The sequence below is a fragment of the Kribbella aluminosa genome, from assembly GCF_017876295.1.
GTDB lineage: Bacteria > Actinomycetota > Actinomycetes > Propionibacteriales > Kribbellaceae > Kribbella > Kribbella aluminosa.
Genome location: NZ_JAGINT010000002.1, coordinates 3,024,633 through 3,048,394, shown reverse-complemented (window position 1 = coordinate 3,048,394; position 23,762 = coordinate 3,024,633). Strand labels below are relative to the sequence as shown.

The 23,762-nt window shown below is 65.7% G+C and carries 20 protein-coding genes; 3 read left to right on the top strand and 17 right to left on the bottom strand.

Going from position 1 to position 23,762, the window contains the following annotated elements:
- Nucleotides 1–12 precede the first annotated feature (12 nt).
- The 15 genes from JOF29_RS35705 to JOF29_RS35635 all read right to left on the bottom strand — a co-directional run bounded on the left by JOF29_RS35705 (nucleotide 13) and on the right by JOF29_RS35635 (nucleotide 13,239).
- Complete coding sequence (locus JOF29_RS35705) at nucleotides 13–855, bottom strand: DUF6414 family protein (RefSeq protein ID WP_209698765.1); 843 nt, start codon at nucleotides 853–855, stop codon at nucleotides 13–15.
- 51 nt (nucleotides 856–906) lie between these two features.
- Nucleotides 907–1,491: a hypothetical protein gene (locus JOF29_RS35700; RefSeq protein WP_209698764.1), complete on the bottom strand. Its 585-nt coding sequence runs from the start codon at nucleotides 1,489–1,491 to the stop codon at nucleotides 907–909.
- 120 nt (nucleotides 1,492–1,611) lie between these two features.
- Nucleotides 1,612–1,851: a hypothetical protein gene (locus JOF29_RS35695; RefSeq protein WP_209698763.1), complete on the bottom strand. Its 240-nt coding sequence runs from the start codon at nucleotides 1,849–1,851 to the stop codon at nucleotides 1,612–1,614.
- Nucleotides 1,852–1,855: 4 nt separating this feature from the next.
- Nucleotides 1,856–2,224, bottom strand: coding sequence for a hypothetical protein (locus tag JOF29_RS35690; RefSeq protein WP_209698762.1), 369 nt, complete (start codon nucleotides 2,222–2,224; stop codon nucleotides 1,856–1,858).
- Complete coding sequence (locus tag JOF29_RS35685) at nucleotides 2,221–3,993, bottom strand: type IV secretory system conjugative DNA transfer family protein (RefSeq protein WP_209698761.1); 1,773 nt, start codon at nucleotides 3,991–3,993, stop codon at nucleotides 2,221–2,223. Before JOF29_RS35685 ends, JOF29_RS35690 begins: the two co-directional genes overlap by 4 nt.
- A 1-nt stretch (nucleotide 3,994) precedes the next feature.
- Complete coding sequence (locus JOF29_RS35680; RefSeq protein ID WP_307863855.1) at nucleotides 3,995–5,221, bottom strand: putative type IV secretion/conjugal transfer ATPase; 1,227 nt, start codon at nucleotides 5,219–5,221, stop codon at nucleotides 3,995–3,997.
- A 170-nt stretch (nucleotides 5,222–5,391) separates the two neighbouring features.
- Entirely contained in the window at nucleotides 5,392–6,819 is a 1,428-nt protein-coding gene (locus JOF29_RS35675) for an SCO6880 family protein (RefSeq protein ID WP_209698760.1), read from the bottom strand.
- Between the two features lie 2 nt (nucleotides 6,820–6,821).
- Nucleotides 6,822–8,054, bottom strand: a complete 1,233-nt coding sequence (locus JOF29_RS35670; protein ID WP_209698759.1) for a TrbL/VirB6 family protein — start codon at nucleotides 8,052–8,054, stop codon at nucleotides 6,822–6,824.
- Between the two features lie 11 nt (nucleotides 8,055–8,065).
- Nucleotides 8,066–8,356: a DUF6112 family protein gene (locus JOF29_RS35665; RefSeq protein ID WP_209698758.1), complete on the bottom strand. Its 291-nt coding sequence runs from the start codon at nucleotides 8,354–8,356 to the stop codon at nucleotides 8,066–8,068.
- Between the two features lie 76 nt (nucleotides 8,357–8,432).
- Nucleotides 8,433–9,356: a C40 family peptidase gene (locus tag JOF29_RS35660; protein WP_209698757.1), complete on the bottom strand. Its 924-nt coding sequence runs from the start codon at nucleotides 9,354–9,356 to the stop codon at nucleotides 8,433–8,435.
- 28 nt (nucleotides 9,357–9,384) lie between these two features.
- Nucleotides 9,385–10,005 carry a hypothetical protein gene (locus tag JOF29_RS35655; RefSeq protein WP_209698756.1) on the bottom strand — a complete coding sequence of 207 codons (621 nt, stop codon included), beginning with the start codon at nucleotides 10,003–10,005 and terminating at the stop codon, nucleotides 9,385–9,387.
- Nucleotide 10,006: 1 nt separating this feature from the next.
- Entirely contained in the window at nucleotides 10,007–10,177 is a 171-nt protein-coding gene (locus tag JOF29_RS35650) for a hypothetical protein (RefSeq protein WP_209698755.1), read from the bottom strand.
- Nucleotides 10,178–10,260: 83 nt separating this feature from the next.
- Entirely contained in the window at nucleotides 10,261–11,007 is a 747-nt protein-coding gene (locus JOF29_RS35645) for a hypothetical protein (RefSeq protein ID WP_209698754.1), read from the bottom strand.
- 126 nt (nucleotides 11,008–11,133) lie between these two features.
- Entirely contained in the window at nucleotides 11,134–11,973 is an 840-nt protein-coding gene (locus tag JOF29_RS35640; protein ID WP_209698753.1) for a hypothetical protein, read from the bottom strand.
- Between the two features lie 165 nt (nucleotides 11,974–12,138).
- Nucleotides 12,139–13,239 carry a toprim domain-containing protein gene (locus tag JOF29_RS35635; RefSeq protein ID WP_209698752.1) on the bottom strand — a complete coding sequence of 367 codons (1,101 nt, stop codon included), beginning with the start codon at nucleotides 13,237–13,239 and terminating at the stop codon, nucleotides 12,139–12,141.
- 1,367 nt (nucleotides 13,240–14,606) lie between these two features.
- Between JOF29_RS35635 and JOF29_RS35630 the strand changes: the two genes are divergently transcribed.
- Complete coding sequence (locus tag JOF29_RS35630) at nucleotides 14,607–18,776, top strand: DEAD/DEAH box helicase (RefSeq protein ID WP_307863997.1); 4,170 nt, start codon at nucleotides 14,607–14,609, stop codon at nucleotides 18,774–18,776.
- A 1,359-nt stretch (nucleotides 18,777–20,135) separates the two neighbouring features.
- Entirely contained in the window at nucleotides 20,136–20,363 is a 228-nt protein-coding gene (locus JOF29_RS35625) for a hypothetical protein (protein WP_209698750.1), read from the top strand.
- 123 nt (nucleotides 20,364–20,486) lie between these two features.
- Here the strand turns inward: JOF29_RS35625 and JOF29_RS45725 are convergent, their stop codons facing one another.
- On the bottom strand, nucleotides 20,487–21,017 hold the full coding sequence (locus tag JOF29_RS45725; RefSeq protein ID WP_307863996.1) for a hypothetical protein: 531 nt from the start codon (nucleotides 21,015–21,017) through the stop codon (nucleotides 20,487–20,489).
- Between the two features lie 675 nt (nucleotides 21,018–21,692).
- Here JOF29_RS45725 and JOF29_RS35615 point away from each other — a divergent pair.
- Complete coding sequence (locus JOF29_RS35615; protein WP_209698749.1) at nucleotides 21,693–22,967, top strand: alkaline phosphatase family protein; 1,275 nt, start codon at nucleotides 21,693–21,695, stop codon at nucleotides 22,965–22,967.
- 89 nt (nucleotides 22,968–23,056) lie between these two features.
- On the opposite strand, the gene JOF29_RS35610 is transcribed toward JOF29_RS35615, so the two are convergent.
- Nucleotides 23,057–23,734: a GntR family transcriptional regulator gene (locus JOF29_RS35610; protein ID WP_209698748.1), complete on the bottom strand. Its 678-nt coding sequence runs from the start codon at nucleotides 23,732–23,734 to the stop codon at nucleotides 23,057–23,059.
- Nucleotides 23,735–23,762: the final 28 nt, after the last annotated feature.

Here is a 23,762-nt window from a genome sequence, read left to right as displayed (position 1 = left end):
GGATGACCCGCCTCAGTAGACAGCGATGCCGTCGACGACGATCGCTGGGCCGGCGATGAAGCCATGCACGTCGTTGGCCGGCAAATCCAGGCCAATGTCATTGACCAGCTTCTTCACAACGTCGTTGACCTGCGTCATCAGTAGGCGCCGGAAGAGGTACTCGTAGCCGTGGAGCAGCCACTCCTCGGCACTGAAGTAGCCGTCGGGGCTGTCGTCGACCAGATGTGTCACTGTGCCGAGGACCCGCAGTTCACGCTCGACACGATCGGCTGATGCGAGCTCGACGAAATGGCTGGGGCGCAGACTCACGTAAGCCTTCTGCGGCAGTCCTGTCTCGGTCATCTCGAGCAGGATCGGGATCGGCAGCAACTCGTTCTGGAGGTACACCTGTTTCAGTTGTGCTGCGACCTCGGGCGAGTCTGCATCGAGGTCTGTCAGGCCGTCTACGTCGCTGATGCCGTCGGTCAGCCGACGGATGATGTGGAACATCTTGCCGGCGAGGCTCGCGGCGGTAATCCTCGTTCGGCCGTCGAGTTCGACCAGGTCGTCCTTGCCGAGCGGGGTGTTCCCGTCGGGGTTGACCTTGACTTCGCCGTTCTTGATCAGCGAGTCGATTAGCTTGCTGACTGTGGCCTTATGGCTCGGAGTAAGGGTGTAGGTCGACTGGAGTTCGACATCGCGGCCCACGCCTGCGCTGGCTCCGCCGACACCAGGAAAGGCGGCGTTTCCGGAGGCCGACCTCTTGTTGGTGGTCTTTTCGACGATCTCAGCTTGCTGGGGTACAGCGAGATCGTGATACTCGGCCTGGGCGAACAGGGTCTCGGCGTCCAGGTAGATCGGTGTGCGCAAAGCCATACCTGCCAGTGTGCACGTAGCCACCGACGAAATCCTCCCCAGCGGCCGAGGTCAACGTCGGCGGGCGAGCTCGGCCGGCGTAGCGGCCGGGATCTCGTCTTCGATCGTGGCGACCATGTGCTGCACCTGCCGCAGCGCCAGGACCATGCGTACAAGAGCCCGTACCTGCCATCGAGGCGGCACCTCGGGTGCCGTGGCGATCGGCTTACCGAGTTGGGCGAGATGGGCTGCCTTACGCTGCCGCGGTCGCATCGAGAGCATCACACCGTGGACGGCGCCGGTGTACTCGATCAGGATGTCGCGGAGAGGGCCTCGGTACACACCCGCATAGCGGGCCACGTCGTCCATCAGATGACGGGACTGGTCTTCCAGCACTTTGTAGAGCCTGTCCCGCTCGACTTTCACGCGCCGTTGCAGGTCCAGTGGCGCGGTCGCAGGCAGGTCATCGCCGTACATCTTCGCCACGATTGACAGCTTGGTGATCACCGCCAGGACCTCCTGACGGGTGCGGATCACGCCGAGGATGCGCTCCTTGCGGGCTTCCAGCCGCGGTTTCGCGAGGTACTCGATCGCCAAGGTGACGATGATCGCGGTGGCCGCCGAAGTGGCCACCGTGTTCCAGTTGATCGCTGGCACCTGGTCTCCGTTGCAGATCGAGGGGAGTGCGTCAGCGAGGTGGCTGGAACACCTGCCCGGCGGCGTCTCAGTTCCACTCCTGAACTTTTCCCAACAGCGGCGAAAGTTCTGTCGAGGGCATCATCTGCGGAACCGCCCGTGAAAGGAAGGGTCGATTTCGCCGCCCGTTTCGGGGTCGATCATGACCCCGCCGCTGCACGTTCCCCACGGCTGCCAATCCGGCTGCCCGACGAGGACGGCGAGGACGCTGCCCGCAGGCAGCGTGAGTGCAGGGGCGGAAAGAGTGGGCTCGATGAGTTGGTCGTCCTGCTGCGACCGCACGTACCAGACGGGGCCCGCCCCGACCTCGTACAGCGTCAAGCGCTCAAGACTCAGCGCGGTGCTCGGTTCTTGAGCAGCCGAGGCGGGAGGTCCATTCACGGAGGCGGCGGAGGGCTAGGTCGAGTTCGCGGTGGAAGGCGAGGGGGCTGGAGGGGGCGGCGTCTTCGAGGTAGGAGGCTTCCCACAGGGTGCGGAGAGCGGAGAGTTCCTCGATGAGGGCGCCGTGGTGTGACCAGCACGGTGGGATGACTTTGTGATCCAGGCTGTAGCGGCCTGCCAGCCACACCACCCAGGTGTCGAGCCGCTCGAGTTCCTCGGTGGCGGTACCGGCCTCGAGGTCTCGCCAGCAGATGATGAACGGATCGTCGGTGGCAAGGTCGAAAGACTTCAAGAGGTCGTCGCGCGGGGTCATTCGGGTTGCCTTCTGCTGCGGGTCGATTGCGCGATGCTGGCGTGGATCTGGTCTGCGTCTGCGCGGGCCGGCCATGGGGTCATGTTCAGGAGGATTGGTGGGGCGGTGCGGGCGAGGAGGATGCCGGTGCCGAGTGGGAGGGTTCGGATGACGTCGGGCGGAAGGATCGGGATGCGGCGGGTGCTGGTGGAGATGGTGCGTTTGCCGTCGGGGCCTCGGCTCCAGTTGCGGATCTCCTCATCCCGATCGCCGCAGACTGCGGCGAGGTCTTGGAGGTCTCGCGGTTGGGCGGATCCGCCGAGGATGAGGCGGAGCGTCGCGGCGTCCCACATCGCTGCGGCTGCTTGTTCGCCCCATTTGTCTCTTGCCTGGGCGAGAGATTGGATGACGACGAGGGTGGAGACCCCTGAGCCTCCGCCGTCGGCCATCAGGGAGGGCAGTGACGGTACTGCGCACAGGTTGGCGATCTCGTCGAGGATCAGCGCGAGCGGGGGTTCGAGGCGACCGCCTGGGTTGCCGGCGGCGAGCTGTCGGGCGGTTTCGGTGATGTCTTCGAGGAGGGCTGCGATGAACGCCGAGGTTGCGCTGGCACCGATGCCTGTGCCGAGGAGGTAGATGGTGCCGCGGTTGGCGATGAAGGTCTTGGGATCGAGACCTTCGCCGTCTGCTGGGTCGAAGGACTTTCGTACGGCGGGGTCGGCGAGGGCGGAGAGCGCTGAGCGTACGCCTGCCCAGACGGCGTCTCGGGTGCGGCCGTCCATGCGGACGATGCCGTCGAGTGTGTCGCCCCAGCCTTCGGCGGCGTCGGTCGAGCGGTTGAGGATGGTGACGGCTTCGATGGCTGAGGCGGGTTCGAGGCTCCAGCGGTAGAGCTGCGCGACGCCGGCACCGTCGATGGCTGCGGCATGCAGTAGCCCGCGCAAGGCCATCTCGGTTTGTCCGTGCCAGAACGCGCCGTCGGACACCCCGCCCTTGGTGAAGCCTGCGCCGGCGGCGAGGCCGCTGGCGCGGACGATTGCTGTGGTCGGGTTCTCGCAGCCCCGGACCGGTGACCAGCGGATGCCTTCGACTTGCCCGAGGCCTTGCGGGTCGAAGATCGCAACGGGTCCGCGGGTACGGCGAAGCTCGACGGTGGCGGCGAGGTTGTCCGGTCGGGTGGAGGTGGTGACGACGGCGCCGGGCGCGTCGATGATGGCGCCAATGATCTGGTGGAGGCCCTTGCCGGAGCGAGGCGGGCCGAGTGCGATCTCGGAGTCCTCGACCGACGCCCAGCACTCGCGCCCGTGCGAGCGGCCCAGAAACCGTCCCACATCTGACGGTTGCGGATGTCGTACGGCGGGGCGCGCGGACCGGCCACGGCTCAGGACCTGGCCACGCCCGACCGATGCCTCGACGTCGGCACCGGTGGCGAGTCCTGGGCGTTTGGCAAGAGACCTCGCACGACGTGCCCCGCCGGCCTGGCGTTTCGTCCACAGATAGTGGACGCCGACTCCGCCCGTGAGCGGAATCATCAGCAGCACGGTGAGTACGGCCCAGTAGACGGCGGGATGAAACGCTCGGCTCGGGAGTCCGAAGACCCGCGCCGGGTCACCCGGATCGAGTACGACCTTGAGCGCGCCGGCCCATGGTGTGTGAATCCACTCGTGTGTTGTCAGGAGGCTGCTGAGGCCGCCTGCGAGGTAGAGGATCCCCGCACTGGACAGCAGTAGTGCGCCGCCGATGATGGCCATGTCCGAGAGGTCTCGGGGAGATCGTCCGCCGGTGTCCATGTCACATCCTTCCGTCGGTGTCGAACAGCCGAGCTTCGCGGGCGTGCCGAACGAGCTGTACGACGAACGACCGGCTCGGGAGCCGCCACAACGCGCGGCCTTTCGGGAGCTTCGCGATGGTGGATACCTCAACGTCCGTGAGCCCGAGGAGGGTCGCCGTACGGGCGAGCTGGTCGGGTTCTTGCCGCAGCATGATCCGTGTGGAGCAGTCTGCCAGCAGTCCTTCGGCGAGGGCGCGGGCTTCCGATCCCAGGTCGCCGACGGCGGCTAGGTCCGAGAGGCGGTGGACGATCAGGATGTTGGAGACGCCCCACGCACGCGAGAGTTTCCACTGTTCCTGCATCCGGCGGAGCAGGGCGGGGTCCCGCATCACGCGCCAGCCTTCGTCGTACACGATGAACCGCTTCCCGCCGGCCGGGTCGGTGACGGCCGCCTCCAGCCACGACGAGGCACATGCGAGTGTCAGGCGCAGCGCCTGATCATTGCCTCCGGCACCGATCCACGATGAGTCAAGACTCACCATCGGAAGTGACGGGTCGAACCGGGTTGTCGACGGGCCGTCGAACATGCCTGCCAGATCGCCGTGTACGAGCCGTCGGATCGCGTGCGCCAGATCCCGGCTGTCGGCCTCCGAGGTACCATCGCCGAGCCCGGGCGAGAACAGGGCTTCGACCACGTCGGGAATCGTCGGTACGGGAATCCGGGACGCCCTGTCGACGGCCAGATCCAGTGCGGTGTGCTCCACCGCTGACAACGGCCGGCCGAGCGTGGACTCGGCGAGTGTGCCGAGCAGAGCGCGCCTGCGGGACCGGACGATTCGGTCCCAGTCGGCGTCCGCGACGCCGCCAGGACGGCTTCCAGCGTCCAGCGGGTTGAGCCTGGTGGACAGGCCCGGCCCGAGCTTGATGACCGATCCGCCGACCGACTCCGCAACTGCGGTCCACTCGCCCTTCGGGTCGCACGGCAGGTAGGCCCGATGGCCCAGGGCAATCGACCGGGTGATCAGCGCCTTGGCCGTGGAGGACTTTCCGCTGCCGATGACTCCTGCCAGGAGCAGGTTCGGGTTGGTGATGACGCGTGACTGGTACAGCTCCCAGGGGTCGTAGACGAAGGATCCGCCGCTGAAGACGTCGTTGCCGATGTAGGTGCCGTTGGCGCCCAGCCCGCCTTCGGCGAGGAACGGGTACGCGATCCTGAGGATTCTGGTGGTCGCGCGATGGTTGTCCACCAGCAGCGGAAGCCTCCGACGCAGGCCGAGAATCTCAGTCGGTACCTGCTCGTCATCGGGCGAGGGCTTGGCGGGCCTCGTGCGGCGCGATGTCACTCGGCTGGCCCGCCGATTGGTTCGCCTGGTTCGTCGATCGGTCTCGGTGGGTTCGAACCACCCTGCGTTCGCCTTCATCCGAGACCGACCCCGAACGGCAGCGCCGCGGCAAGGAACCCTTCGACCTGTTGGCCGACGAGACGCCGTACGTCGAGCAACGCCTGCGACGCCGCGATCTCGATCTCGGTGCAGGCCTCGTCGAGACCGTCCTCGGTGTCCGCCGACACCGCGATCAGGCCGATCCAGCGGACGTCGCCGTGTCCGGCGGCAAGGTCCTTCTCTCGTTGAGCGACGTCGGCGTCGAGTTGACGGTCTTCTTCGGTTTCCATCTGGCCGACACGCTTGCGGGTCGCGCGGTCGGTGACCCGTTCAACTTGGTGACGGCGGGCATCGCGCAGCGCCTTGCCGATCGGGACTGGCTGCAGTACGAGCGAGAAGGTCCGACGGATCCCCGGCTTGAGCAGGAGCGGGCTCAGGAACGACGGTGTCGCTCGCAGGCGGGGCCACTCGGTGACGACGTACACCCGGTGGAACGACGAGTCGGTCCGCAGGTGGTCCCAGGTCGCATCGACGGCCAGAGGCGCCGCGTCCACGGGATCGAGGTCTCCGAGAAGCGTCCGGGTCGCGGCAGGGTCGAAGGCTACTCGCAAACTGGCTGCCAGGTCGGTGGCGTTGAGCCAGGCACCTGCGACGCCGGCTGCCGCGAACGAGGTCTGGAATGCACGAGACTCCGAGTCCAGGACGGCCATGGCGCCGGCCAGTCCCCCGCCGTACTTGCGAACGTCCTTCGACACCGCATCCAGGTTCAACGCGAAGCTGAACAGCGTTTCGTGCCTGGCCGCGGCCGGCGCCGCATGCTGCAACAGGTCACGGTAGATCGCTCCCGCCGGGCTCGAGACGTCCAGACCGCGCTTGCGCGCCCAGTCGCCCAGCCCGTCGCCGGGATCCGGGATCGTCCGCTCGAGGATCTGCGCCCTGGCGATCCGGCTGCTCTGGCACAGGCCGGCGATCATCCGGCCGTACGCCGCCACGCGCCGGTCCTGTTCGTCGGAGTTCTGGAGGAGGTGTGCGGGTCCCTCGATCTTCGCGACTGCGATCAGCCGCCGGCGCAGCGGATCATGCACAGCACCGATCGACGATCGGGTGTCCAGGATCCGCAGCGGGCTCGCTTCGCCCGGCAGCTGCAGCACACCGTGACGCCGCGGCGCCAGCAGGTTGGCCCGGTACGACTGATTCTTCCGTAGCCCGCGGAGCACATGGGCTGTCCGCAAGACGACCCAGCGGTACGCCGGCAGGCCCTCGAAGCGTCCAAATGCGGTGACTGCGCAGACGACTGTGATGGTCATACCGGCCATCCGCATCGCCGCCGGCCAACCGGCGAGCAGCGAGGTCAGCGACGAGACGACGCCAATGATCACCAGCGCTACCTGGATCGGGCGCAGACCGAGCAGCAGCGAGTTGCGCTGCGGTCGTGGAAATCGTGCCGAGAGTGCGTTGGACATCCTCAGTCTCCCCGCTCCGACGCCGAACTGGAGCTGTCCCCTGGTCCGCTGGAGTCGCCTTCGACCGACACCTCACTGGTGGCGACGGCGGTGACGGTGCCGCCCGAGTCCGAGCCTGCCGTCGGAGGAGCGTCAGGCTGCGCGGCCGAGTCCGCCGCAGGCTGCGAGTCGGCAGGGTCTGTCGCTTGATCAGAGTGCTCGCCGGCGTCGGTACTGTCGGTACTGCTATCGGCTGTCGACTCGCCGTCGGGATCTTGATCGTCGCCCGTGACCGGTGACTCGTCGTCCTTGTCCGATCCGCTGAAGTCGCCGGCCGTCCATTGCTGAACGCGTTCGAGCTGGTCCTTGCCCGCGTCGACCCCGGCGGTGCCCTGCTGGAGCATCCGCGTCGCGGCCTGGCTGTGATCCCCGGCCCAATGGATGAACGAATAGGTGGCCAAGGGTGCGAACGCCGCCATGGCAACCAGCAGGATGCCGGCGATGAAGGTGCCGATGTTCGGCGCATCGTCCTGTCCGGGTGCCCCCACAGCCGAGAAGCCAAGGGTGAAGACGACAGCCATGGCGATCTTGGAGAACAGCAGGGCACCGACGACTTCTATCCATCGCCGAAGCCAATGCCTGGTCGCCGACCAGGTCCAACTGACCATCGCGATCGGTGCGAAGACGACGAACGCGACCAGTGCGACGTCGCGGATCAGCATGACGAAGTACAGCGAGAACATCGCGAGTAGGCCGAGTTCCAGCGCCAGCAGGAGGATGCCGCCATAGGTCGGCACGGCGAGAAACGCTGTGATGTCGATCATCCGCTTGATGCCGTCCGTGGCTGGCTTCGCGCTGAGCAGGCCGACCGAGATCTGGTCGACGGCTCGCCCGCAGGCCGCAATAGCGGCGACCGCCAACGGAACACCAGCCGATCCGATCAACGCGCCGACGGCCGCGTGCCCCAGGCGGCCGGGTTCGCGGCGGATGACGGCTGAGACGCATTGCAGGACGAAGACGCCGACCAGGATCGGGAGCGAGAGCCCGACCATCAGGTCCAGGTTGTCCTTCCACCAGGCCTGGTCGAACGTCGGTGAGGTGCTGGTGCTGAACATCTGGAACACGTTCGAGGACAGGTCTGCCAAGCCGTTCGCGGTCCACTTGAGGAACGAATCCCACACTGAGCTTGCTGCCTTGCCACCCACGGCGTCGACCGCGCACCCGACGGGGCTGAGCAGACAATCGCTCCACGCCATATCTGGATCTCCTAGCCGATGTGGATGCCGCTGAAGAAGCGGATGATCGGGTTCGCCGAGGCGATCAGAATCGCCGCCCCTGCTGCGATCAGGCAGCCGAGCTTGCCGCGGCCTGCGTAGTGCGAGTTGCTGCCCAGGCTCCCCATCGCCCACGCGACGGCGGAGATCACGAACGCGGCCACGCAGACGACGAGGCTGAAGGTCTGCAGCGCACCGACGATCTCCCGCAGTGCAGGCAAGCCGGGAAGACCGCTGGAGTTGGGACTGACTCCGGGATCTTGGAGTCCGAAGTTGCTGAGCATGCGTTGCCTCCTGGTGCCGAACACACCACTGGATTGATTAGGTGGGTTGATTAGGTGGGTTGATTAGGTGGGTTGATTAGGTGGTCGGGTAGATCGGTGGCGCCCACCCCAGATAGGTGGCACCCCATTGCTTCTCGATTGCGCCCACGTCGACGAGGTACACGCCGCCCTGGCCGGGCACGCGGTCGCCGATGTCGTTCGACACGATCTGACCGTTGCCGACGTACACCGCGACGTGCCCGTAGGGACCTTGGGTCGCCCAGAACAGCAGCCCACCGACTGGCGGCCGCCGGTCGTCGGGATGGGCGTTCCCGCTACTGACCATCTGGTTCCACTGCTCGGCTGCCGAGTAATAGCCGGAGTTGGAACGGCCCCAGACGTTCGACGCCAGCCGCGCGCACAGCTGGTAGTAGCCGCGGCTGCCGACCAGATCGAGTGCTCGGCGAACGGCCGCGACGGCACCAGGAAGCTGGTCTGTGTCGCCGGCTCCCCAACTCCCGCAACCGTCGACAACCGGGGTTGCTGAACCGACGAGCCGTACTGCCGCAGCGTAGTTACTGCGGTAGTTACTGCCGTCCGCGAACGCCGACCGCTGCACCTCCTGCGCAGCCGCCCACGGCTTCATCGCGGTCCAGCCGGGCACATTCGCAAGCGCCGCGTAAAACAATCCCGCCGCACCGGCCGGGTCCAGGCGCACCTCGACCGGCCCCCAGCCATCACGCTGCTGGAACAGCCCACGCGAGTCCGGACCGGCCGCATCTCCCTGATTCGTGTTCCGCAGCGAGGACTCGGTCAGGGCCGTCATGACCGCGATGACCTTGCCGGCCTCGCCCATTCTGTAGCGATCGCCGACACCGACGATCACTGCCAGGTTGGAGGCCTGCTCGGCGTCGAGGCTGAGGACCTTCGAGGTCTGGTGCGCCTCGCAGGCGCCCTGTCCCTTCGCCACACTCACGAGCGGAGTCACCAGGCCGACGGCTGTCGCCAGGAAAGTGCCCACGGCTACGAGCTTGAGGATCATTTGAGGATCACTGCGGCAGCTCGTTGGTGGCCGACCAGAACGTACACACTGGCCGACAGATCACGCTGACTGTCACATGCCGCTCAGTCCTGGTCGTCGCCCCGTCGACCACGTTGTCCTGCGTTCCCCGTACGAGGAGAGCATGCCAGCCCTTCGGTGCTCTGGGATCCCGGGCCAAGGCCTCCAGCTTGGGTGTCGTCGTTGCCGTGACGTCGCGCAGGCTGGCCCGTGCCCCGTGGGCCTTCAGCTCCTCCCATTGGCTGGCGTACGGGAGCATGCTGCGTGCGATCGGCGCGGAGTCCGGTGCCTCCAGCGAGTCGGCGAACGACGAGACGACGTTCTGCCACTGGGCGTACGTGTGCACCGCGGTGTTGTAGGTCCAGATCGCCGTACCGAAGGCGATCGCGTACTCCGCCGGATCCGTCGTCGCCGGCCGTACCCACACCGACAACGGCGCCGGACCCGGCGTCGACGTACCAGTCACCCGGCCGGGACTGGACTGCCCTGGCTCGCCGTGGGCAACCTGCGGGGTGTCTCGCCAACCGATCACGACCGCCAGGATCACGATGACGAGCAGGATCAGGATGACGATCGGTACGACGAGCTTCGAGTTCGTGACTCGACGCATGTCACAGTTCCCTTCGTGTCTTCGCCGGCCGCAGCCGAGCGATGAGTGCGCGCGCAACGGGCGCGGGGATGATGCCGACAGCGGCCTGCAGACGCAGGTAGAAGCGGAACTGGGCGAGGTAAAACCGAACGAGCCAGTTCCGGCGGCGTGGATGCCTGTCGAAGTTGTTCATGGAAGCTCAACGTCTGAGCCCTCATGACCCCCGAGTAACTTCACCGGGTACCTCACCGGGCAACTTCGCCGGATAACTTCGGGTCAGGCGGCGTGAGCGAGTCCCAGTCCGAGACCGTCAGGCCACGACGCACCCGGCGGCCGACCGAACCTCCTGGATCGGTACGACATACGAGGCGACCTCCCGGCAGCTTGGTCGATCCACTGCCGCACAACCGGATCCGCGAAGACCACATCCGGCGGCTGCCCAGCCGCGAGGCGCGACAGCGCTGACGTCCGGATCGGTCCGTTGTGGAGGAGCGACGCCAAGCCCTCGGCCTGATCCCTGGGTACGCCGATGGCTCGCACGCGTGACGTGATCGCATGCTTGGAGAAGCCAGGGCCATCGGCCGCGACCACCAGCCGCCGCCGTACCTCGCCAACCGGGAGCCCGGCATTCTCCAACCGCACACCAATGCGGTCCAGCAGCGGGCCCAGCTCCGCGAGCAGGCTCGGCTCCACGGATTCAGGGACGAAGTCCAGCAACGGATGCCGCTGACGCCGTCTCGCTTCCTGACGGACCACGTCGGCCAACCGCCACCGCACCAGGTTCGCCAGGTACCCCCACGACACTCGGCCGCCGGGGAGCTTCTCGGCCAACCGACGGCAGCGTTCCCACGCCACGACCCGTGCCATCTGGGCCGCCTCGTCATGGCCCAGGGCGGCCCGAAGCCGGCCGGGCAACTCCGCGACGATGCGTTCCTCGATGGCGGCGGCAAGCCGCTTCGACGGCTCCTCCGCCCACCCCGAGTCAACTGCGTTCGCCAGAAGCGCCTCAAGTTCTTCAGTCACTGGCTCACTCCGTTCCCGATGCCCCGGACCCTGGCCCGAGAGCTGACGCTTGCTGTCGGCACCAATCTCGGCCGGAGCGGTCCGGATCTGAACCCGGACTACGAAGTCCCGGAGTCCTGGACTTCGTCACAGCGACGGGCCGGTCGGCGACGGGCCAGGACTGTCGAACTCCGGAAGCTGCTGCCGACCCGGCTTGTAGTCCGCCAACGGCCGCGTCGAGACCATCGCGTCGTACAGACGCTGCGGGCCGTTCTCGGTCTTCAGCAGACTCGCCGCGGACAGGCCATCCGGGATCTCGACCGCGCGGACCCTCTTGTAGAAGTACGACAGGTCGGGGTGCGAGGCGATCGCCGTACGACGCCACTCCTGATCGCCGTCCAAGGCAACGATCACAGTGTCCGTGACCGTGTAGCGGTACAGGGTCTTCGCCTGTGCCGATGACAGCTGCGAACCACACATCGGAATGCCCGCCCAGCGCTCACCCGCCAGGCGCCCGAGGTTCTCGATCGCGACCGCATCCAGCGGATCGTTGACGACGACGACAAACGCTCCCTCGGTCAGCATGTCCAGTTGCTCCTCGATCCCGACCAATGCGTTCGACGGACGGTGGATCAACGTCGTCGGCGACGCCGAGTACTCCGGCTTCACACCCGGCCCGACGCCGACGAAACCGACAGGATCGAGCCGTTCGTCCCGCGCAAGGAGCATCAGCCGATCACGAAACACATCAACAGCCGTGCCTTCGTTCGTCCACTCGGACAGGCCGGCCCTGATCAACGTGCGGAAGTCGAATCCCTTCTCCCGCAGATGGTCGGTGAGCAGGGTGAACGAGTCGGGCGCGTACCCGATCCGCCACGACGAATCGATCTGCAGTACCTCACCGACACCGCGCTCCCGGACCTGCTCGACCGGCCAGCCAACGTTTGCCCTGAGCAACTCTCGCCGGTAGAACCTGGCCGCAGCCATGTTCGCCACCATCATGCGCTGACGTTCACCGCTGATCAGGACGTTTTCGGAATCCGATGACACAGCATTCATCACAACCTCCGTAGACCAACAACTCATTGGCTAAGAAGGTCGTCTCCGACGGCTCGACAAAGAACCCGGATTTCGACATCGGGGACTACTGGATCAAGGCGTCGGGAGATTATCGGGCAGGTCCGTGTCAGCGATCGGGTACGGCGGTGAGTGCGGCCGACGTCGAGGCGCCGAGCGACCGACGGACTCGAGGACCTCGCGCGAAACGATCTCCTGGTCGAGCTGCAGGACCTTCGCGAGCTCCCCCAACTGAGCCGCCACCCGGTCCTGCGGCAACCTCGCCACGAGAGGAGCTACCCGGCGCAGGGCATTCACCCGGCCACTGATGTGATCCAGGACTGGTGACCACCGAGCTACCTCTGCCTCGATCGCCAGCTCGGCAAGCGGTCTTGGCTCGTTCAGGGCCTTGAAGAGTCGATCGGCACCTGCGGGTGTCTCGAGCAGCGAGGACGGGTCATGCCCTGACGGGAACTCAGCCACCTGCACACGCTTGAAGACCGCCGACAGGTCATCGAGCCACCTTCGGGCGGCAATGCTCCCGGCACCGTCTGCATCCACTCCCACGATCACGGTGTCACTGTCCGAGTACTGGCGAACCATCGAGACCTGGTGCAACGACAACGCCGTCCCGCACACCCCAAGACCAGCCCATCCGCGACAGGTCAACCGGCTCAACTCATCCACCGCCACGGCGTCCATCGGCCCCTCGACGAAGACAGGCGTTGCCCCGCCCTCCAAGAGATCACGCTGCTCCGCAAGGCCGACGAGCGTGCAAGATTTCTGGTAGATCCGCGTCGCCGGCGAGTTCAGGTACTTCACCCGACCACCCCGCGAACGCCCCACGAACCCGACCAGTTCCTGACCCGAATCCCAGGCAGGGAACATGATCCGATCGCGGAACCGATCGATCAGATACCCCTTCTTCGTCGCACTCGCCAGGCCCGAGGCCAGCAGAGTCTCGTCGTCGAAACCCTGGGACCTCAGGTGGTCAACCAAGTAGGCCCAGCCATCGGGCGCGTAACCGACCTTCCAGCGCGAGGTCGACCTCAGCACGTGCCCAAGCCCACGCCGCGTCAAATAAGCAGCCGCCCAACCGGCAACAGACTGCAACAGCTGCTGACGGAAGAACTGCCCCGCCGCGACTTGTACCGCCATCAACCGGCGATCATCACAGCTCATCGCACCAATCACCACCTCAAGGCAGCTCAGGACCACCCGGATCCGTGGGCACCTCTGTCTCAGCCGGCGAGTCACCCCAAAGACCAGCCGAACGCGTCAGCTGCTCCCCCATCCGATCGATCCCCTCATCCAGCAACTCGATCGCCCGCCGGATCGACCACCGCGGCAGCCCCAACTCGTCCTGCCGCGCGTCCGCTTCCCCATCTGGTACTCGATCCATGACACTCCCCTTCCGCGCGTTGCTGATAGCAACTTCTTCGGGTCAGCGTCATGGCGTAGGACCGCGATCAGAACCCGGATCAGGATGTCCAGGAGTCCTCGATCTCAAGCCTTCTGAGGCGTCAGCGAGAAGCGTCGGCTTGGCCGGATGGAGATGCGGCGGCGGCAGGTGCCGTTCAGCGGCGTCGTACAGGCGGTTCGCGGCCGCTACGACCCTGCCGCCCAGTGTCTCGATCAACCGGACGGGTGGCGTCCGACTGACCACGCCTGTCGTCCTGGCGATCAGGTCCGCCGACGACTGATCGGGCAAGCATCGAAGCCGCGAGAGGACCAGGTACGCGGCTGACGTCGCCTCCAGCCTCACAGCGCCGCGGCAGCTCGCGCCATGGAAGCCCTTGTGCATTCGCAGGTGCGCCAACTCGTGGGCAAGGCTCATCGCCGCCATCGGAACGTCGAGATCGTCAGCGACAACGATCCGCCGACGGCGATCAGCAGTCTCGGCTCCATCCGCGTCCGATGGCAAAGGACCACGCTCGACGCTGTATCCGCCAGCAACCGCAACCTCTCGCAGAGCGGCAAAGGCCACGTCCGGCGGACAGGCCGGGACCACTCCGAACGATCGACCGTCAGTTTGGCTGACGTCCCACACGGTCGCGACCCCATGCCCTTGCACGGGACCCGCCGAACGATCCACCTCGGAGGTCGCGGCAACGATTCTGATACCTGGCGCACCCTGGACGACATGACGTCCTCTACGCTGCCAGCCCGGCCGCCCGTCGACCCAGGTTGCGCTCGGCATCTGCAGCTTAATGAGCACGACGTTGCGGAACGACTGATCGCGAAGTACAGCAGCAGCCTCCAGCCACCTACCCCAGGCCACATCAGACCAGTTTCGCCGTATGTCCGTCTCGACGGCCCGGCGAAGGTCGTCGACCGTTACCCGAACTCGGTTCACCCGTCCGAGGGTCCCGCCACACGAGTCAGCCCGGAACCCAGAACTCGAAATCCAGGACTCCCCCGACATGGTGCAGCTACATCCCTCCAGACACGTACGGGTGGACTGATAACCCGCAGCCTCCTCGCGCGTTGGTACAGCAGAAGTCCGCCACGCAATCGAGGTTGATATGACTCGCAGTTCGACCCCCGCTTGGGTTCGCGCCTTGGTGCGCACTGGCACGGCTGACGTGGAGTGCGTTGCGGAGGCGAGGCGTTCGATCGCCGCCGGAGGCCTGCCGCTGCTGGCCGTGCGGGTGGCGCTCTTGGATGGTGTGACTGGTAGTGGGGCTGAGGAACTCCGGGCGATGTCGTCAGCCGGTCTCGCCGATGACTCGGTAATGGCCAGCATGTTGATCAACAGCTACCGGTCGGCTCGTCGGCTCCCGAAGCCGGATATCACCACTGAGGCCTGCGATGACAAACCGATGTTCCGCTCGCGGGTCGTCCTGGTGGATGCATCAGGACGAGTGGAAGGCGCTTGGTGCACCGGCCATACCCGGCCCGATGCCCGTCAGCGTGCGTATGTGAGCCTGGTTCACGCCATGACCGAACGTCGGCTGCACATGATGTCAGGTAGGCGAACCGGTACGGCGGACTCGCCCACGCCCGAAGGTGCCTCAGACCAACAGCCGGCCAGGAAGCTCTGGACCCGACCGTCTACCACGGAGGCAGTGCCGCTCCCGGGAGACTCGGACTTCGCGTCCGAGTTCCAGCGAAGGTTCCGGAATCCTCACAAGCACCTGATGGAAGCGACCTTTCTGCGCGGCATCAGTGGGGTGCTCGAGATGAGTCAGCTAGTCCAACTGCTGTTCGAAACTGCACATCCGCAGTGGCTCCCGGCGAAGCTGGCAGCCATCGCTGGACTGACTCAGGCTCCGATCCGGCTTCGCCAGTTGCTGAACGCCTACTCCAACGGTCACGGGCTCCCGGGGGTTGAATTCACGGAGACGACGCGCGACGGGAGGCGAGTCGGGGAGGGCCGGCTGGAGCTGTCCACGGGAGAAGTTGCTCGTGTCAGTGCGGCTAGCGCTGCAGCTAACGACGTACGGCACCGTTGCTTCGTCGAGCTCATCGCGTGCGTGGCCGATTTTCCGGACGCGATGGCCCGGACGGCGCAACTGCGAGCCACGGGGCTGACCCGACTTGACGGACAAACAGCCCTGCAGACCCTCCAGCGCCTCGAGATCCTCGACGGTCGCGCCGCACTCTGTGATCCCGACTTCACGCTCAATGCCGACGAGACCTGGTCCTGCCAGCTCCACGGTGAGCTGGAAGGTGAGCCGGTCGGAGCCACCGGAGTCGACAGCACGAAGACATCCGCACGGGAACAGGCAGCACGGCTCCTGTTGCTGGCAGGCAACAAACGCATCTGCGATCGATCCGAGTTCAGATCAGTAGGAGCTACGCACCAGCCGACGCCCGCGGCCGACGAGAAGCGGCAAGTCGCCAGCGAACAGGTCACTCGTCAAACTCCGCAGCCGCAAGCACCTCGCGGGTTCACTGAACGGCAGCCGACGCGTGGGATCGGACGACTCGCGGCCCTGGGCCTACTGTCGAACGGCGCCGACCTGGTCTTCGATCCCTACTTCGGTGAGATCGGTACGCTCCTCTGCCTTGAACCGACCGACACTCGGCAAGAGCTGCCAGATAAGTCGACCTACCGGCAATTCCTCTGGCCAGGTGGTGAGCTCAGAACTGCCCGATGCTGGCCGGTCAACATACTCGTCCTGCTGGAAGACCTGGCCAGTCACGAGCCGCGTCGATGGAGTGCATCAGCCTCGATCTGGTCGCAGGCGACGCGCCACGCGCTGCAGATCATCCGGGACGGTCGAGTACTGCCGCACATCACCGACCTCGGTGACGGCAAGAAGTACATACCTACGTGGCGGGCGATGGCCACAGCCGACGACTCACCGTACTCCGAAATACTCGGGGGCATCCGATTGTTGCCGATGGCCACGGGCGCGGAAGACGTCGTACGACCGCCATTGGATCTCGTGACTGGATACATCGACATGGTTGTCGATGCCTTCATGCCGTCCATGGCACGCTACGCGGTCCATGGACCGGCTCCGTTCGTGGCACACATCATCACTCACGAGCCCATTACGCCCCTCCAGGACTGGGTCGACGAGGTGGACGAGTTCGCAGCCGACCTGAGCCAGGTTCCGATTGTGCTCAGGCTCGGCGCTCCGGACATGGAATCTCAGACCGTCACGGCCAGATTGTTCCTCACGGATGACGAGGGACAAGAGTTCGAAGCTCGCGAATCCTGGCAATTGGAAGGACTACGCAGGCAGAACAGCGAGCGGCTGCATCATCGGTGCCGGCGCACCTTGAGGAGGGCCGCGGCCCTCCTCCCCGCTCTTCAGCCTCTAGCCGACACCACGTTGCCTGATGCGGTTCTGCTGTCGTTGTACGACGTAGCCACGCTGAGAAGCGACCTCTCGCCGGATATTCAACGACACGGCCTGAGGATCGAGTGGACCGACGACTGGGTCGAGCAGATCGCTGTGACCGTCGACGTCATCCTTCCCAGTGCTTTTCGAGAGGCCGATCACAGGCTTGGCCTGTCCGATGTGTTCGACCGTCGCTGGCGCTTCACACTTGACGGCGAGGAGCTTACAGATGGGGAGCTGAGGCGCCTGGCGTCTGCGACGCTCCCGTGCGTTCGGCTCCGAAATCGCTGGATGGTGTTGACTCCCGACCTGCTCGACAAGGTCTGTGAACCAATTGTTCCGGTCGACGAGGATCAGGGGAGGAGTGCGCTCGATGCACTCGGGGGATTCATCTGGATCGACGGCATCCGCTACGCCTGCACGCCGACCGTGGGCTTGGCGAAACTTGTGAAAACTCTCAGGGATGCGATGACGGCACCGCCGTCTACTCGGTCCAGGTCGCATCCGCAGCTCGATCTCTACCAGCATCAGGCCGTGCAATGGCTGGAGGCTCTCGGAGAGAACGGCCTGAGCGGACTCCTCGCTGACGAAGCAGGCACGGGTAAGACCCCGACCGCGATCGCGTTCCACTTGTCCCCTCGTCGAAGAGGACACAACCGCCCGACTTTGGTCCTCGTACCCAACGCGGCGAACATCGACCAGTGGATCAGTGAGCTCAGGCAGTTCGCCCCGCAAGAACTGGTGTACCGATTCGGCCCGGTCGTGCGACGGGCGTTCACGCGGAGGATGGTCGGCCGCTGCGTCCTGGTCACAACGTATGCGACGATGCGGAAGAACGCCCAGCGCTTCGCCTCGCTCAACTGGGGCCTGGTCATCGCCGACGAGGCCCAGACGATCAAGAACCCCAAGACCAAAGTATGGCGTTGTGCCGCCAATCTACCCACCGACCTGAGACTGGCCCTCAGCGGAACTCCCTTGGAGAATGGCCCCTGCGACCTCCATGCGTTGCTGGATTGGTGCAACCCGCGCCTCATGGGCCGCTATGCAACATTCCGCAAGTACGTCGTCGATCCTGCCCTGGCTGCTGCCGATCCGTCGCACGAGGTACTCGCCGTCGTGCGCCCTTTCATCATGCGCAGGCTCAAATCCGATCCAGCTCTCGCACTCGGGCTACCGGACCTGGTCACGACTCGCCATCTGGTCGACATGACCTCCGAGCAGCGTGGCATGCACCAAGCCATGATGTTCGACACCGCCGACGAAATTCGCACGGCAAAAGTGCCCGCCGGCCGACTCGTCCTGAAGGCCATCACTGCTCTACGCAAGATCGCCAACGCGGCCGCACATTTCGCTGATGATCGACCCGACGAGATCCTTGCGGATCCAGCCAAAGCCGTGGTCCGAACACCGAAGTTGGCGAAGCTCGCGGAACTTCTGCAGGCGACCGCTACGGACGAGTGTGTTGTGGTGTACACGTCGTTCCTGAAAGCAGCCCTACTTGTCGCAGCGTTCCTGGAAGGGACCGGCCACGCGACTGCCCTTTACCACGGAAAGATGTCGCGCCAACAGCGGGCCGCGACGCTTCAGCGGGTTGCCGACGGCGAGGTGAAGGTCCTGCTCATGACGTTGCAGAGCGGCGGGATCGGCCTGAACATCACGCGACCTTCGCAGGTGATCCATTTCGACGTACATCCAAATCCTGCGGTGGAGGACCAAGGCAACTCCCGCGTTCACCGGCGAGGCCAGACCAGACCGGTCCATGTCCACAAGCTGATCTCGGTCGGCAGTATCGAGCAGCGACTCGATGAACTGCAAGGCCAGAAACGGCACATTGCATCGCTCCTGGTGCCGAATGCGTCCGGCCAATGGCCGGGCGAGCTGACGGTTCAGCCCTTCCAGCTTCTCAACAGCATGTCCGGAGAGCTGCTCGATGCCTGACGCTGAAACATCCGAACGACGAGAGATCCTGGCCGATCCTGCACTCTCGCCGATACCTCACCCGGCAATCACCAACCTCGACCTGAACGCCATGCTCCACGAGGCGTCCCTCCGGGCGGCTGCTCTTCTCGACCAGCAGGACGCACCCGACGCGAGGATCGAGCTCGCTCGCATGATGGCTTGTGAAGGGTCTCGGTTCGACGCCCAGGAGGTCGCAACGCGGGCCGGAATCCATCGAGCTGAGCTCAGCCGGATCCGGCGCGCGTACCAGCTCGGCGGCGAGATCGGCGTCGACGTCTATCTGCGGACATTCGATCCAGGTCCAGATCTACGGGAGCGGTTGGAGCAGGCCCCGCGTGCTCGAGCGGCTCACCGCCGTCATCACGGACAACTGCCTGACCTGGGAGTCGATTGGAGTTCAGATCCGGCTCGGGCCCGACGGCTCCTGGTACCCCTTCACCCGCACCGCCGAGGGCTGGTCCCCCGCGGCCGGCATCTCCCGATATGCGGAAGACGCCTACAGAGCTGCCAAGCGGGCAAGGTCACACCGCACCGGCCGCCGGCCTTGACACCTGCATCTCGCTTCTCAGGTGAGTACCTCTTCGAGAGTTTGACTGCTACAGGCGCACACTCGACATCAGCCATGCCGCGGCGCCCTCGGCTATGAACACAGGTGCGATCGGAAGACCACCGGCTTTGCACCTGGGCCCGCGGCGGTCCCTGCGATCTCAACCGCCACCGCAACTGGGATCCGAGAACCTTCAGCCCGGGCGTCGACGAGTCCGATGTTCTCGGCGTCGAGTCCGCTCTGTGGGGCGAGTTCATCCGCCGGACCGACCCAGGCCCAACACTACGCCTACCCACGGATCGCCCCGGCCGCCAAAGCCGGCTGGACACCACAGAACCCCCGCAACTACGCCGACCTCACCGGACGCCTGGCCAAACACCGGTCGATAGGTGCGTAGCCGTAGGAGTGACGGGTCGACCCACCTATCCGATGATCCCGGCAAGCGACTGCCGCGATCATCGGGACGGCCGCGCCGAGGCAACGCGAGAACACGCCCGCCACGAGCAGTACGGCGGCCACGACGTGAACGGCGCTGACCGCCGCCAATACCCGTCAGTCCCCGCACACTCCCGCTGCGCGCGCGCCCTGTTGCGTCGCTCCAGGTTGTCGACAACTCGCTGGGCGAGAGTGACCTGAGCCCCGCAGTTCGGGAAAGCTCAATAAGGTCGGCACGGGCGAGGCCCGCGGGGCCTGCAGGTGCTGAGGGACCCGTTGGCGCAGCTGGCAAGGACGGTGTATCCGGGCTCGCAGTGGACGGCCAGCCGACGACTGTGCCCAAGGGATACAGCACTTTGAAGCTCGGGTGCGCCGCGGGAAAGAAGGCGATCAGCGGCGGGGGCAAGTGGGACTCCGGCAGCGGCACGCCCGCCGACCTGGTCCTGAACGGCTCCTACCCGAGCGACGTGGCCGAAGCAGACGGAGTGGCGTCTGCGACGTCCTGGACCGTCGCAATGACCAACAACGACCCCAAGGGCCAGATCACGGTCCAGCCGTTCGTTACCTGCGTAACCTCGAACTGACGCGTCCCGTTGATAGCAACCCCGGCCAGCTATTCGCGGTTGGGGTTCGTCACATCTTCAGGCTCAGCGTACGGAGTCCGAACACCACGAGGTGCTGGTGGTGGGGTGGGTGAATGGCCGTGCCTACGACGACGGCGTGGGCGCCGGGCGCCGACTGCGGATTTCGCCTGAGTTGGGGTGTGGATGCAGTCTTCGGCGATGATCGGGCGGTCGAGTTCGCGGGCGAAGGTGGCGACCAGAGCGAGGGCCAGCCCGTCGGTCCTGGCAGTGTCGTCCGTGTAGCCGGCGAGCGTCGTACCGATGAGACGGCCCCAGCCGCAGCCGCGGCGAGGCACGAGCAATCCGCCATCGCGAGTGCGCCTGCGGCGTGGATCGCGCGGCGATCGAGTCCGCGACCGACGAGTCGTCCGGCCGGAAGCGCACGGTGCCATCGACGGCGACGATCTCGCAGCCGGTGCGGGCCACCGCGACCGCGTGCCCGACGGTCGGCGTGACGACGACGCCCCTCGTCCAGTCCTTCCACAGCCCGATGAGAGGCCGGTCGACCGCTGGGCGGATGGCTGCCAGGTCGGCGATTCCTTGGGCGCGAATCCCGGCCGCACCGCCGATCGCGCAGGCTTGCGCGACGTGATGAATCGTGCCCGGGTCACGCATCGGCTCGCCCGGATAGGCCTGGACGGACACGACCCGGCCCGCCTCGCAGCACCTCGATAACGTTCATTCAAGGTCCATCCAAGCCAGCCGCGCCGCTCCGATCAGCGCCGCATCCGAACCAAGAACAGCGGGCGCGACTGGGAGATCTCGCAGTGGCGGAGGGAGTTCCGCGCGCAGCGATCGTTCCATCGCAGCTCAGAAATACTCACCGGCCCGACGGCTCCGGCCCGATGACTGCGACCGCCGGAACCAACAGGTTGGCCACACGCCCGATCACACATCCGGCTGCATGTGCCCCCGAGTCGCCCCGTCCTGGCCACCCCGCTCCGGCAACTTCATCCTGAGGAGAGAAACCCGCTCGACGGAAGGTCAGAGTGCCGCTCGCCTGGGTCAGTTCCGAGTGCACACGTCCGACATCGAGTCGACGCTCTCGGCTGTGAAGCGCATCGGCTCTGCCTGGCTGGTTATAGGGCGTATAGCCAGATCATGACTGGTCTGCATGAGGTGACGTCCGCCACTCTGTCCAGGACCAGTTCTGATGGCAGCAGTCGGCACTGAGGCCGACGTCCGTCGGGACCGTTCATTTGACGTGAGCCCGGAACCGCGCCGATTGTCGCGGAGAAGTTCGCTTGGCGCTGTCCGACTCATTCCCTTCAATGATCGGAGAGGAACAGGATGGTTCGCCGGAAGTTGTTGACGGCCGCAGCGGCGGCCGTCGCCGTTGTGGCGGCGGGAATTCCACTCACGGCATCACCGGCTGACGCAGCCGGTTCTGTGCCGCGTTTCGACCACATCGTCGTTGTCATTCACGAGAATCAACCGGCGTCGGCGATCTACGGGAGTTCGAGTGCGCCGTACATCAATTCGCTGGCAGCAGGTGGGGCGAAAATGACGCAGTCGTTCGGCGTCACCCACCCCAGTGAAGGCAACTACCTCGCACTGTTCTCCGGGTCCACCCAGGGGATTTCAGGTGACCCGTGCCCGCTGAGTTACTCGGCCCCGAACCTGGGCTCGGAGCTCATCGGGGCGGGATTGACGTTCTCCGAGTACTCGGAAAGCATGCCGTCGACCGGGTACACCGCGTGCGCAAGCCCAGACAACCAGTACCAGCGCGCCCGCAACCCAGCGGTCGACTTCACCAACGTCCCGGCGGCCGACAACAAGCCATTCTCGTCCTTCCCGACCGACTTCAGCACCCTGCCCACCGTCTCCTTCGTGACCGCAAACATGTGCAACTCGATGCACAACTGCTCGGTCGCAACCGGAGACGCCTGGACAAAGAACAAGCTCGACGCCTACGCACGCTGGGCCACGACGCACAACAGCCTGCTGATCGTCACATTCGACGAAGACGACTTCACCACGGTGAATCAGATCGCGACCGTGTTCTCCGGCGCGCACGTACGACCGGGTTCCTACGGTGAACACATCAATCATTACAACGTTCTCCGCACAATCGAGGATTCCTACGATCTCCCGCATGCCGGCTCGGCCGCAACCGCCACGCCGATCACCGACATCTGGGGCAACACACTGGCCTCCGGTGGCATCTACCAGCTCAGCCGGACCGGTAACACACAACTGATCGACGACCCGAACTCCTCGACGACCGCTGGGATCCAGCTGATCGTCTGGCACAACAACAGTGGCACCAACCAGAAATGGACCGCAACCGCCAACCCCGACGGCAGCTATTCGTTCAAGAACTCGGCCTCCGGGCAATGTCTGGACGACGCCGGCTCGTCGACAGCACCCGGCGGCAGGATCATTCAGTGGCCGTGCACCGGCAACGACAACCAGCACTGGGGAATGACTGCCAACGGCTCCGGCACATCACTGGTCAGCAAGATCAGCGGTCTGGCGATCCAGGCCGGAGGCACTGCCGACGGCAGCCTGCTTACCCAGGAGTCCGGCACCGGGACCGCCTGGACATTCACCAAGGTCGGCTGAGTGCGTATCGGTCACCCACCGCATCGCTCCGTTGCGCCGCGGCACCGCGGCAGCCGCGGCACGGGCCGATCGTCGATGCTGCGCCCGCCTCAGTCGGTCTCGGTGTCGTCGGTGGTGACTTCGCTCTGGCGTTGGCTTCGGACGTGACCGCGGACGGCTTTCTCGACGCGGACCGGGTCTCGGGACTCCAGCGCCGTCAGGACCTTGTCGTGCTCGTCGACGGCGGCCGGCCAGTTGGTGGCCAGCTTGTCGATCACCGCCCGGTAGCGGCGGACCGACCGGAGCGACTGGGTCACCGCGTCCACCAAGGACTGATAGGTGGTCGCCTTCGCGATCGCCAGATGGAACTGCGTGTTGAGGTCGGCGAGGGCGGCACCGTCTCCGGAGCCGAGCATGGCTCGCATCCTCGCGTTGATCTCCCGCATCCGGGTGAGCTCGGCGTCGTCGATCTTGGTCGCGGCCAGCCGGGCGACCAGGGCTTCGACCTCTTCCCGGAGGAGGTAGATCGCCTGGAACTCGCGCAGCGACAGCGGCGCCACCCGCGGACCCGAATGCGGTGACTGCACCACCAGCCCCTGCGACTCCAGACTCGACAGCGCTTCCCGGATCGGGATCTTCGAGACGCCCAGCTCACGGGCGAGCTCGTCGAGCACGATCCGCGCGCCGGGCTCCAACTGCCCCTCGATGATCTGCGCCTCGAGCCGATCCCGGATCAGCTCGGTCTTCGTCCGAACCACCAGACGCCCACTGGTGTCGCCGTCTGCCATCGATCCTCCTGTCGCGCCGTACCACTCC

Coding starts and splice junctions, on each gene's coding strand:
- JOF29_RS35705 (WP_209698765.1), bottom strand. CDS start 855: ATGGCTTTGCGCACACCGATCTACCTGGACGCCGAGACCCTGTTCGCC.
- JOF29_RS35690 (WP_209698762.1), bottom strand. CDS start 2,224: ATGACCCCGCGCGACGACCTCTTGAAGTCTTTCGACCTTGCCACCGAC.
- JOF29_RS35685 (WP_209698761.1), bottom strand. CDS start 3,993: ATGGACACCGGCGGACGATCTCCCCGAGACCTCTCGGACATGGCCATC.
- JOF29_RS35675 (WP_209698760.1), bottom strand. CDS start 6,819: ATGTCCAACGCACTCTCGGCACGATTTCCACGACCGCAGCGCAACTCG.
- JOF29_RS35670 (WP_209698759.1), bottom strand. CDS start 8,054: ATGGCGTGGAGCGATTGTCTGCTCAGCCCCGTCGGGTGCGCGGTCGAC.
- JOF29_RS35665 (WP_209698758.1), bottom strand. CDS start 8,356: ATGCTCAGCAACTTCGGACTCCAAGATCCCGGAGTCAGTCCCAACTCC.
- JOF29_RS35655 (WP_209698756.1), bottom strand. CDS start 10,005: ATGCGTCGAGTCACGAACTCGAAGCTCGTCGTACCGATCGTCATCCTG.
- JOF29_RS35650 (WP_209698755.1), bottom strand. CDS start 10,177: ATGAACAACTTCGACAGGCATCCACGCCGCCGGAACTGGCTCGTTCGG.
- JOF29_RS35640 (WP_209698753.1), bottom strand. CDS start 11,973: ATGGCTGCGGCCAGGTTCTACCGGCGAGAGTTGCTCAGGGCAAACGTT.
- JOF29_RS45725 (WP_307863996.1), bottom strand. CDS start 21,017: ATGCGTGACCCGGGCACGATTCATCACGTCGCGCAAGCCTGCGCGATC.
- JOF29_RS35615 (WP_209698749.1), top strand. CDS start 21,693: ATGGTTCGCCGGAAGTTGTTGACGGCCGCAGCGGCGGCCGTCGCCGTT.
- JOF29_RS35610 (WP_209698748.1), bottom strand. CDS start 23,734: ATGGCAGACGGCGACACCAGTGGGCGTCTGGTGGTTCGGACGAAGACC.